Annotated in this window: 9 protein-coding genes; all 9 read left to right on the top strand. The window is 35.1% G+C overall.

Annotated features, from left to right (window positions below; genetic code table 11):
- Positions 1–24: 24 nt before the first annotated feature.
- The 9 genes from argS to lgt all read left to right on the top strand — a co-directional run bounded on the left by argS (position 25) and on the right by lgt (position 12,656).
- The gene (gene argS / locus DW269_RS00695) at positions 25–1,686 is read left to right on the top strand and encodes an arginine--tRNA ligase (protein ID WP_117458110.1); all 1,662 of its coding nucleotides are present in this window, start codon (positions 25–27) and stop codon (positions 1,684–1,686) included.
- A 9-nt stretch (positions 1,687–1,695) separates the two neighbouring features.
- Entirely contained in the window at positions 1,696–2,034 is a 339-nt protein-coding gene (gene rpoE, locus DW269_RS00690; RefSeq protein WP_117458109.1) for a DNA-directed RNA polymerase subunit delta, read from the top strand.
- 199 nt (positions 2,035–2,233) lie between these two features.
- Complete coding sequence (gene gap, locus DW269_RS00685; protein ID WP_022425943.1) at positions 2,234–3,247, top strand: type I glyceraldehyde-3-phosphate dehydrogenase; 1,014 nt, start codon at positions 2,234–2,236, stop codon at positions 3,245–3,247.
- 115 nt (positions 3,248–3,362) lie between these two features.
- Positions 3,363–4,775: a S41 family peptidase gene (locus DW269_RS00680; protein WP_158546274.1), complete on the top strand. Its 1,413-nt coding sequence runs from the start codon at positions 3,363–3,365 to the stop codon at positions 4,773–4,775.
- Positions 4,776–4,789: 14 nt separating this feature from the next.
- A complete protein-coding gene (gene uvrB, locus DW269_RS00675) occupies positions 4,790–6,760 on the top strand; it encodes an excinuclease ABC subunit UvrB (protein WP_117458107.1) in 1,971 nt (656 codons plus the stop codon).
- Positions 6,750–8,114 (top strand): CCA tRNA nucleotidyltransferase, encoded by a 1,365-nt coding sequence (locus tag DW269_RS00670; RefSeq protein ID WP_117458106.1) that lies wholly within the window; start codon positions 6,750–6,752, stop codon positions 8,112–8,114. The genes uvrB and DW269_RS00670 overlap by 11 nt, the downstream gene beginning before the upstream one ends.
- A complete protein-coding gene (gene uvrA / locus DW269_RS00665) occupies positions 8,089–10,911 on the top strand; it encodes an excinuclease ABC subunit UvrA (protein ID WP_117458105.1) in 2,823 nt (940 codons plus the stop codon). Before DW269_RS00670 ends, uvrA begins: the two co-directional genes overlap by 26 nt.
- Positions 10,912–10,922: 11 nt before the next feature.
- Positions 10,923–11,858 (top strand): HPr(Ser) kinase/phosphatase, encoded by a 936-nt coding sequence (hprK, locus tag DW269_RS00660; RefSeq protein WP_117458104.1) that lies wholly within the window; start codon positions 10,923–10,925, stop codon positions 11,856–11,858.
- A 3-nt stretch (positions 11,859–11,861) separates the two neighbouring features.
- Positions 11,862–12,656, top strand: a complete 795-nt coding sequence (lgt, locus tag DW269_RS00655; RefSeq protein ID WP_117458103.1) for a prolipoprotein diacylglyceryl transferase — start codon at positions 11,862–11,864, stop codon at positions 12,654–12,656.
- The last annotated feature ends 20 nt before the right edge of the window (positions 12,657–12,676 follow it).

The raw sequence follows: 12,676 nt of genomic DNA, 5'->3' as shown, positions 1-12,676 counted from the left end.
GAAATAAAAAAGGAGGAATACAAGATGGCTGAAAATAAGCTTGAAAACTCACTAAAAATCGCCATTGGTCAGTCTGTTAATAAGTGCTTTGAAGCAGTAGATATCACCCCTGAAAATATCATGATTGAGATTCCTAAGGATTCTACTCATGGTGATTATTCTACTAACATTGCAATGCAGCTGACAAGAACACTCCATAAGAATCCTCGTGAAATTGCGACAGCCATTGTTGATTCACTTGATCAGGAAGCAGCACATGTAGAAAAAGTAGAAATTGCTGGTCCTGGTTTTATTAACTTCTTTATGAAAAATGATGCGCTTACTTCAGTAATTACTGAAGTACTTTCAGAAAAGGATAATTATGGACAGACTCACTTCGGTGAAGGAAAGAAATATAACGTAGAATTCGTTTCTGCCAACCCTACAGGAGACTTACACTTAGGTCATGCAAAGGGTGCTGCAGTAGGTGATTCTATCTGTCGTATCATGACTAAAGCAGGTTATGATGTAACTAGAGAATATTATATTAATGATGCAGGTAAACAGATCACTAACCTTGCATTATCTCTATACAGCCGTTATCTTGCATTATTTGATATCGAACGACCAATTCCAGAAGATGGATATATGGGACAGGATGTCATTGATATTGCGAAGAGTATCAAGGAAAAAGAAGGAGATGCTTTAACTCAGTTAACTGAAGAAGAAGCCATTGCTTATTTCCGCAAGGTTGGTACTGAACATGAATTACAGAAGATTAAAGATATCTTAAAGGAATTCCGTGTATCATTTGATGTATGGTTCTCTGAAACTTCTTTATATGAAGGTAATAAGATTGAACCTGCAATCAATAAGTTAAAAGAAAAAGGCTATACATATGAACAGGATGGAGCCTTATGGTTTAGAACAACTGACTTCGGTGATGATAAGGATCGTGTTCTTATTAAAACTGATGGAAGCTATACATACTTCACACCAGATATTGCATATCACTTAAGTAAGTTGAATAGAGGTTATGATTACTTAGTTGATTTACTTGGTGCTGACCACCATGGTTATATCAACCGTATGACAGCAGCTATCCAGGCTTTAGGTTATAATGCGGATCAGTTGAATATCGATATCTTACAGATGGTAAGAATGGTTGAAAACGGTGAAGTAGTTAAGATGAGTAAACGTACTGGTAACGCTGTTACTATTCGTGACTTAATTGATGATATTGGTGTAGATGCAACTCGTTATTTCTTTGTAGCGAAAGCAGCAAACACACCATTTGATTTTGACTTAGGACTTGCAAAATCACAGTCAAATGAAAACCCTGTATACTATGCACAGTATGCACATGCAAGAATGTGTTCAATCATGAGATCAGCAGCAGAAAAGAACATTGAACCTGCAGATCACTTTGAATTGATTAATAACCCAAAAGAAATTGAATTATTAAAACACATTAATGAATTCAAAAACACAATCAATGATGCAGCTCGTACAAGAGCCCCTCATAAGATTGCAAATTATATTCAGAAATTAGCACAGTTATTCCATTCATTCTATGGTGACTGTCACGTAATTGATGAAGAAAACAAAGAATTATCTTCTCAACGTTTAGCACTTGTAGAAGCAACACGCATTACACTTGCTAACGCATTAAACTTAATTGGTGTCCATGCACCAGAAAAGATGTAGGAGGCTACTATGGATTACAGACAAGAGTCAATGGTAAATATCGCATTCGAAATTCTTACTAAATCAGCAGGAGCAATGAGTTTCTATGATATTTGGAAAGAAGTTGCTGAAAAGAAAGAATTTGATGAAGAACAGAAAGATGATAACGAATCATTATTCTATACAAATATGATCTTAGATGGTCGTATGATCACTGTTGGTGAAAACAAATGGGATCTTAGAACAAGACATAGATTCGAAGAAGTGCATATCGATATGAATGATATCTACAATGAAGATGAATCAGAAGAAAGCAATGAAGAAGAAGACGAAGGCTTAGTTGAAGATAACTACGGTGAAGAAGAATAAGGAGAAATCCTTATTCTTTTTTCTATAAATTAATATAGTTTTTGCATGATTATGCTTTATTTTTGTGTTTTATTCTAAACAATAAAAAAAGTTTTGATGAAAGGGTTTACCTTTACATAAATCCTTGTGAAATAGTTGATTTTAGTTAAGTGCTGGATTATAATACAAATAGAAATTATTTAAGGAGGAATGTCATATTATGGCAGTAAAAGTTGCAATTAATGGATTTGGCCGTATCGGTCGTTTAGCATTCAGACAGATGTTTGATGCAGAAGGTTATGAAGTAGTAGCTATCAACGATTTAACTTCACCTAAAATGTTAGCTTACTTATTAAAGTATGATTCTTCACAGGGTAAATATGCTCATGCTGATACAGTAGAAGCAGGAGAAGATTACATTACAGTTAACGGTAAGAAGATCACTATCTATAAAGAACCAGATGCTTCTAAATTACCTTGGGGTGAATTAGACGTAGACGTAGTACTTGAATGTACTGGTTTCTACACTTCAAAAGCAAAAGCTGAAGCTCATGTAGCTGCAGGTGCTAAGAAGGTTGTTATTTCAGCTCCAGCTGGAAGCGATCTTAAGACTATCGTATTCAACGTAAACAACGAAACATTAACAACAGAAGATAAGGTTATCTCTGCAGCTTCTTGTACTACAAACTGCTTAGCTCCAATGGCTAATGCATTAAACAAGTTAGCAGAAATCCAGGGTGGTATCATGTTAACAGTTCATGGTTACACTGGTGACCAGATGCTTCTTGATGGACCACAGAGAAAAGGTAACTTAAGAAGATCTAGAGCTGCTGCAGTAAACATCGTACCAACATCTACTGGTGCTGCAAAAGCTATTGGTTTAGTTATCCCAGAATTAAATGGTAAATTAATCGGTTCTGCAGTACGTGTTCCAGTTCCAACTGGATCAACTACAGTTTTAACAGCTGTTGTTAAGGGTACTGTTACTGTTGATGAAGTTAACGCTGCTATGAAGGCTGCTGCAACTGATTCATTCGGTTACAATGAAGACGAAATCGTATCTTCTGACATCGTTGGAATGACTTACGGTTCATTATTTGACGCAACTCAGACTATGGTTAACGCTTTACCTGATGGAAATAGTGAAGTTCAGGTTGTATCTTGGTACGACAATGAAAACTCATTCACTTCTAACATGGTTAAGACAATCAAGTATTTCTCAGAATTAGCTTAATCAGATCTGAATTAAATAATGGAAGATCCCTATTATAGGGATCTTTTCTTTTTGGTCAAGTTTCTACTCAAAACAGTCATGTTATGATAAAATAATGAAACGAGGTGACTTGAACATGGAAATAAATAAAAGAAAGAAAAACTTATTAATCAAATATATAGTCATAGGTGTATTATGTTTAGCTCTTGGATTTGGGAGCAGTTATTTAGTCTTTCATAATAGTGATGCAAGTGCTGAAGATAAGACAAATAAGACAGTAGTAGATGAAGTAGTAGAACTTCTTAATAATAATTGGCTGGATACAACTGATTCTAAAACATCTATTCAAGATCGTATGATTGAAGGATTGGTAGATGGTTTAGGTGATTCACATTCTTCTTATATGTCTACACAGGAGAATAAAGAATTTAATAGTGATATTAATGGTAATTACAGTGGTATTGGTGTTTATTTCTCACCTGTACATAGCGGTGCTTTATTAACTGGTATTATTGAAGGAAGCAGTGCAGAAAAAGCGGGTCTTAAAGCAGGAGATATTATTACTGATGCTGATAATAAATCACTTTCTGGTATGACTAGTACTGAAATGCAGGAATATATTAAAGGAAATGAAGGGACAGAAGTCTCTTTAAAAGTAAAAAGATTTCAACAAACTTTAAATGTAAAAGCAGTACGTAAGAATTTCAGTTCCGATGTGACTTATTATGTAGGTACTACAAATAATAAAACATATGGTTATGTGAATATTTCTACTTTTGGTGATACAACTGCTCAGCATGTAGAAAAAGCTTTAAAAGAATTTAAGAAACAGAATGTCTCAGATATTATTCTAGATTTAAGAGGTAATGGTGGAGGTTATATTACTGCTGCAAGAGATCTTCTTTCTTTATTTAATGAGAAGGGAGAGACACTATTTACTGTTAAGAATAAGAAGGGTCAGACTGAAACATATAAGGATAATAGTAAGACACATTATGCATTTTCTAATGGTTATATTTTAATGAATAGTGGTACTGCAAGTGCATCTGAATTATGTGCAGGTACATTTAAAGAAATACAGGGATATAAACTTATTGGGCAGCAGTCTTATGGGAAAGGGACTATCCAGGCACAGACGAACTTATCTGATGGTTCTGTATTGAAATACACTTATGCAAAGTGGTATACACCTAAGGGTGTGAATATTAATAAGAAGGGATGGACTCCAGATGTCACTGTAGAGGATCAATCTCTCTTATCAGCTTATTTCACTTATTATAGTGATAAGTTTTATGTGGATAATGTGAATAACTCTATTATTGTGATGGAAAGATTATTAGATGTGTTAGGTTATAATCCAGGTCGTACAGATGGTTATTTCTCACAAGGAGTGAGTGATGCATTAAAACGTTTTGAACAGGATCATGGATTAACTGTAGATGGCGTATTAGAATATAGTGATCAGGAATGCATGGTTTCTGTACTTGCAGAAAGATTAAGTCATAAGGAATATGATAATAGTTTACAGAAGGTACTTACTTTAATATAGAAAGAGGGGATTTTATGTCTTACAAGCTTGTATCAAAATTTAAACCAATGGGTGACCAGCCCGAGGCTATTAAAGAATTAGTAGAAGGTATTCATCAAGGTAAAAAGACACAGGTATTATTAGGTGGTACAGGAACTGGTAAGACATTTACCTTTGCGAATGTCATTGCACAGGTGAATAAACCTACTCTTGTACTATCACATAATAAAACTCTTGCAGGACAGTTATATAGTGAATTAAAGGAATTCTTCCCAGAAAATCGTGTAGAATACTTTATTTCAAACTTCGATTTCTACCAGCCAGAAGCCTATATACCCAAGAGTGATACATATATTGATAAAGAATCACAGACAAATGAAGAAATAGAGATGTTAAGAGCTGCTGCGATGAACTCTTTATTAGAAAGAAAAGATACAATTGTCGTAGCCTCTGTGGCAGCTATTTATGGGTTAGGTAATCCACAGAGTTATCAGGAAATGATCTTCTCCTTACGTGTAGGACAAGAAATAGATCGACGTGAATTACTTACATTCTTAGTCGATAGACAATATACAAGAAATGATATGGATCAGGTCAAAGGTACTTTTAGAGTACGTGGTGATGTAATTGAAATAGTACCAGGTCATACTGAATCTTATATTATACGTATTGAATTATTTGGTGATGAAGTAGATCGTATTACAGAAGTAGATCCTCTGACTGGTCATGTTCAAGCATCTTATAATACTTATACAATTTATCCGGCTGAAGAATATATTACAAGTCGTGAAAAGATGCTTTATGCCTGTGATACGATAGAAGAAGAATTAAAAGATCGTCTACAATATTATCAAGATGCCGCAAAACCTCTTGAATATGAAAGAATAGATAACCGTACAAGACATGATATTGAAATGTTGAGAGAAGTGGGTATCTGTCCAGGTATTGAAAACTATTCACGTCATATTGATGGTAGAAAACCAGGAGAAAGACCTTATTGTTTAATAGATTATTTCCCTGATGATTTCTTACTTATTGTCGATGAATCTCATGTTATGCTTCCACAGATCAGAGGTATGTTTAACGGAGATAGAAGCCGTAAAGAAACATTGGTAGAATATGGCTTTCGTTTACCAAGTGCTTTAGATAACAGACCACTTCGTTTTGAAGAGTTTGAAAAGCTTATTCCCCAGGCAATATTTGTATCTGCCACACCGGGTGATTATGAATTAGAAGGTGTCCATGGTGAATATGTTGAACAGATTATTCGTCCAACAGGATTATTAGATCCTATTATTGAAGTGCGTCCTATTGAAGATCAGATTGATGATATTATTAGTGAAATACAGTTACGTATAGAAAGAAATGAACGTGTACTTATTACGACTCTTACAAAGAGAATGGCTGAAGATTTAACTGATTATCTTAAGGAATTTGGTTTAAAGGTCGCTTATCTTCATTCAGAAACAAAGACATTAGAACGTACTGAAATATTAAGAGATTTACGTTTAGGTAAATATGATGTCTTAATAGGTATCAACTTATTAAGAGAAGGTTTAGACCTTCCAGAAGTCTCTCTTGTATGTATTTTAGATGCAGATAAGGAAGGGTTCTTAAGAAGTGAACGTTCATTGATTCAGACAATTGGTCGTGCTGCAAGAAATGCGGATGGTCATGTAATCATGTATGCAGACCGTATTACTGATTCAATGCAGCGTGCCATTGATGAAACAAGTCGTCGTAGAGAAATACAGGAAGCTTATAATAAAGCCCATGGTATTACACCTACGACTATCAAGAAAGAAATTAGAGAAGCAATCCATGGACAGGAAGTCATTGATGAAGCACAGAAGCTTGTCAAGAAAGGCCGTAAGGCACCTAAGAAGGATAAGAAGGTTCTTCTTGAGGAATTAGAAAAACAGATGAAGGAAGCAGCTAAGGTGCTTGACTTTGAACGAGCTATGGAATTACGCGATATGATAGAGGAGATTAAAGATGGAAAGTAAGTTTAACCTCACACCTCTCGCATTAGATGTCTTTGAGGCAATTAAACAGGCAGGAGGACATGTCTATTTAGTAGGAGGGTGTGTACGAGATTTTCTATTAAAAAGAAGATCTAAAGATATCGATGTAGAAGTACATCACCTCTCTTTTGAGGCTTTAAAGGAAGTATTATCTCCCTTTGGGACAGTGCAGGTGATGGGTGCATCCTTTGCGGTTGTACATCTTTCTACATTAGAAGGTTATGAATTTGCCTTACCTAGAATAGAAGAGAAGACAGGAATGAAGCATCAGGATTTTAATATTATTGTGGATCCTGATCTTCCTTTAGAAAAAGCCTGTGCTAGAAGAGATTTCACTATTAATAGTATGTTATATGATGTAGAAACAGAGAAAGTGATTGATTTCTATTCAGGACAGGAAGATTTAAAGAATGGTATTTTACGTGCTACAAATAAAGATCATTTTTCAGAAGATCCATTACGTGTATTAAGAGGTGCTTCTTTTATGTCACGCTATGGCTTTAAGATGGATGGAGACACAAAGAATCTCTGTCAATCTATTGTAGAAGAAGGTGGATTAGAGACTTTAAGTATCGAACGTATTTATACAGAATATTGTAAGATATTGATGGGATTATATCCTTCACAGGGATTTAATTTCTTAAGAGATATTCATGGTTTACCATTCTACTTAGAAGATTTAGTCACAACACATCAAAGAACTGACTATCATCCAGAAGGTAGTGTATGGAATCATACAATGTTGGTGACTGACTTAGCAGCTTTATGTAAGCATCATACAAGTGAACCGTTATGGTTTATGTGGAGTGCTTTATTACATGATATAGGTAAACCACTAGTGACAACACCAGAAGGACATGCTTATGGTCATGCAGAAGAAGGTGCAGCTCTCTTTAATGAGAAGGTTGATTTAATTCTTTCTCATAAACAGAAGAAATATATTTATACTATGATTCAATATCATATGGTATTACCTACATTTTCTCGTAATCATGCAAGAAAAATCAAATTCTTGCGCTTCTTAAAAGCGATTGATCAGAAGGCTCCTCTAAAAGACCTTCTTTATCTTGCAAGATGTGATAAGTTAGGTAGAGGTATGGTCACAAGTGCTTCTATTAATGAGTTAAATGAATATATAGAGGAAATGATCTCTATTTGTGGGGATCATGCTCCTGCAGCTATTGTGACAGGTAAAGATTTAATTAATGAAGGTTTTGAGAATCATCAGGATTATTCTAAAATCCTTTCTCTTGCCTATGATTACCAATTACAAGGTTTAAATAAAGAAGTGATTATAAGGAGGTTGAAGAATGAAACAGGATGTCATTGCGGTTAGAGGTGCACGTGTCAATAACCTCAAGAATGTGAATATAGATATTCCTAAGAATCAATTAGTCATTATGACTGGTTTATCAGGAAGTGGTAAAACATCTCTTGCGTTTGATACAATCTATGCAGAAGGTCAGAGACGTTATGTAGAATCATTAAACTCATATGCAAGACAGTTCTTAGGTGGAATGGAAAAACCTGATGTAGATTCAATAGAAGGGTTATCACCCGCTATTGCGATTGATCAGAAAACAACATCTAATAATCCTCGTTCTACTGTTGGTACAGTGACTGAGATTTATGATTATCTACGTTTATTATATGCACGTGTAGGACATGCTTATTGTCCTCATCATGGTATTAAGATAGAAGCCCAGACATTAAAACAGATGGGTGATATTGTGGATACATATGATGATGGAGATAAACTTCAGATACTTGCACGTATGGCAATGAACCAAAAGGGAACACATAAAGATCTCTTTGATAAATTAAGAAAAGAAGGGTATGTCAGAGTTAAGGTAGATGGAAGCATGTATACTCTTGATGAAGACATTACTCTAGAAAAAAATAAAAAACATACTATCGATGTTATTGTTGATCGTATCAAGAAAAAAGAAGGATATCGTACACGTCTCATAGAATCTTTAGAAACAGCTTTAAAACTTACAGATGGTGAAGCTATTGTAGAGAATTTGACTCAGGGTACAGAAAAGCTTTTCTCTTCTAACTATGCCTGTCCTATTTGTGGTTTCTCTGTTCCTAAACTAGAACCACGTCTATTCTCATTTAATAATCCCTTAGGTGCCTGTCCTGATTGTAAAGGTTTAGGTATTAAGGAAGAAGTTGATTTAGATTTATTAGTACCAGATTGGAACTTAAGTATTAATGAAGGTGGTATTCGTTATTTTAAGACAGCAGTTGGTACTGATCGTATTGAATGGCAAAGATTCTTAAAACTATGTGAATATTATCATATTGACTTAGATAAACCTTTAAAGGACTTTGATGAAGAAGAAAGAGATATTATCTTTACTGGTTCACATGATCCTATTACTTATACAATTGTTTCTTCTTCTGGCAATGTTTCTCGTACAACAAACTATATTGAAGGTGTTGTTACACTTATACAAAGACGTTATGAAGAAACATCTTCTAAATGGTCTAAAGAATGGTATGCCTCATTTATGGCTGAACATACCTGTCCTACATGCCACGGTGCAAGACTGAATGAAATGGTCTTAAGTGTACAGGTGGGTGGTTTAAATATCATTGAATTTACGAATCTTTCTATTGAGAAAGCTTTAGAGTTTGTAGAAAACTTAAAGTTATCAGAAATGGAAGAAAAGATTGCGCATTTGATCTTAAAAGAAATTCATGATCGTTTGACATTCTTAAATGAAGTAGGACTTGGATATTTAACACTTTCTAGACGCGCTGGAGGATTATCCGGTGGTGAAGCACAGCGTATTCGTCTAGCTACTCAGATTGGTTCACGCTTAACAGGTGTTTTATATGTATTAGATGAACCGTCTATTGGTCTTCATCAAAGAGACAATGAGAAACTTATTCATACACTACAGGAAATGCGTGATTTAGGAAATAGTGTTCTTGTCGTAGAACATGATGAAGATACAATGCGTGAATCTGATTATATTATTGATATTGGACCTGGTGCTGGTATTCATGGTGGACAGGTAGTTGCCTATGGCACACCTGAAGAAGTCGCTGCCAATGAAAACTCTATTACAGGTGATTATTTATCTGGTAGAAAGAAGATTGAGGTTCCTAAAACAAGACATAAAGGCAATGGTCTTTATTTAGAAGTACGTGGGGCTAAGGAACATAACTTAAAGAATATTAATGTGAAGTTTCCATTAGGTAAGTTTATTGCGGTTACAGGTGTGTCTGGTTCAGGTAAATCTACTTTAGTGAATGATATTCTATGTAAAGCATTACGTGCAAAGATTTACCGTTCACGTGAATTGCCAGGTAAACATAAAGAAATACGTGGTATAGAGAATATTGATAAGGTAATTGAAGTATCACAGGAACCAATTGGTCGTACACCACGTTCTAATCCAGTCACTTATACAGGTGTGTTTGATGATATTCGTGATTTATTTGCGAAGACTCCAGAAGCTAAAATACGTGGATATGATAAAGGACGTTTCTCATTTAATGTGAAGGGTGGACGTTGTGAAGCATGTCAGGGAGATGGTGTTAAACGTATCTCTATGAACTTCTTGCCAGATGTTTATGTACCTTGTGAAGAATGTCATGGACATCGTTATAATGAGGAGACATTACAGGTCACTTATAAGGATAAGAACATCTATGATGTATTAGAAATGACTGTAGAAGAATCACTTACTTTCTTTGAAAATCTTCCTCGTATTCATACTAAACTACAAGCATTATATGATGTAGGACTTGGCTATATTAAACTAGGACAAAGTGCGACAACACTTTCTGGTGGTGAAGCCCAAAGAGTAAAACTTGCATCAGAATTACAAAAGCGTTCAACTGGAAAAACATTATATATTCTTGATGAACCTACAACAGGATTACACAGTGATGATGTGAATAGACTCATTGGCGTATTACAGAAGATTGTGGATAATGGTGATACAGTATTAGTGATTGAACACAATCTAGATGTCATTAAGGTTGCAGATCACATCATCGATTTAGGATTGGAAGGCGGCGACAATGGTGGTACAATAGTCGTAGAAGGCACCCCTGAAAAGGTCGCAAAGTGTGAAAAGAGCCATACAGGACGCTTTCTTAAGAACCTATTGTAAGGAGGTATTTTATGGGAAAGTCCGTAAAACTAAAAGACTTGATGAATAATCCAGCCTATAAACGTGTATCTGGAGATGAAGAATCTTTAGAAAGAGAAGTATTTGTCGCAGAAATAAATCGTCCTGGTTTTGAACTTGCCGGCTTCTTTAAACATAGTGATTTTAGAAGAATTATTCTATTAGGTGATAAAGAAAATATATTTATTAAGGAAATGACTAAGGAAAGTCAATTGGCTTGTTTTTCTAAGCTAGTGAATGATGAAACACCTTGTATCATTATCGCAAAGGGTTATGAAGCACCAGAAATACTTAGAAATATTGCCTGTAAGAGAAACTTCCCAATCTTTGAAACAGAGATGGCAACAGGAAGAGTTTCTATTAACTTAATGGGTAAATTAGATGAATTATTAGCACCTGAAACACAGATTCATGGTGTATTCTTAAATATTTATGGTAAAGGTGTTATTATCAAAGGGGATAGTGGTATTGGTAAATCCGAAATCGCACTTGAACTTATTAAGAGAGGACATCAGTTGATTGCGGATGATGCAGTAGAACTCTACCATATTGGGCAGTCTATTATTGGGAAAGCACCAACAGTTTTAAAGAATCTATTAGAAATCCGTGGTATTGGTGTTATTGATGCTTCTAAGATGTTTGGAGCTGCGAGTGTTCTTCCAAAAGAAAAGGTAGACCTTATTATTCAGTTAGAAAGATGGTTACCATCTCGTGAATATAGACGTATTGGAGTAGAAGAAGATGATGTTACAGAAGATATTCTTTCAGTTCCTATTCCTAAGATCGTTGTACCAGTAACTGGTGGACGTTCTATGTCAGTTATTATTGAAGCGGCTGTCATGAATATGCAGCTTAAGGATTCTGGATTTGATTCAAGTAAAGAATTTGTGAATAGAATCCTTGAAAACATTAAAAGTAAGCAGGTGTAAGTTATGCAATTCTTTCCAGAATATAATATATTTCTTAAAATCGGTGGTCTGCAGATTCATATGTATGCAGTATGTATCATTATTGGTGCATTTATTGCCTATATGCTAGGTCAGTATAATTTTAAGAAATTAGGCTATAGTTCTGAAATTTTATCAGATTACTTCTTTGGAGTACTCATGACAGGGATCATTGGTGCCCGCATCTGGTATGTTATCTTCATGTGGAAAGAACTCTATATGTCTCATCCTGAAGAAATTATTGCGATATGGCATGGTGGGCTTGCGATACAAGGTGGAATCATAGCCGCACTCATTTATAGCTATTACTTCTTTAAAAAGAAGGATATTCCTTTCTTGGTGGCAGGAGATGCGATTATGCCAGGTGTACTCATTGCGCAGGCATGTGGTCGCTGGGGAAACTTCTTTAACCATGAAGCATTTGGTTCAGCTGTTTCTTTAAACTTCCTCAAACTATTACATCTTCCTCAATTTATTATTAATAATATGTATATTGAGGGGGCATACCATCACCCTACATTTCTTTATGAATCAGTGGGGAATTTGATTGTCTTTCTTGTGATTATTCTTGTAGTCAAGAAGAAAGCACAATGCACAGGTGAACAGTTCTTCTCTTACTTTATCGGTTATGGTATTGTGAGATTCTTTGTGGAAGGATTACGTACAGACTCACTTATGTTAGGTCCTATCCGTATGGCCCAACTCACATCTATAGTATTTATTGTTGTGGGTGTTGCTGGTATATATTACTTAAGAAACTATCAAAAGCGAAAGAATTAATCTTTCGCTTTTTCTTCATA

Origin of the sequence: Catenibacterium sp. AM22-6LB, from assembly GCF_003435615.1 — a bacterium.
Taxonomy (GTDB): Bacteria; Bacillota_I; Bacilli_A; order Erysipelotrichales; family Coprobacillaceae; genus Catenibacterium; species Catenibacterium mitsuoka_A.
Note: the sequence above shows the minus strand (reverse complement) of the source record. Positions and strands in the feature narration are given on the sequence as shown.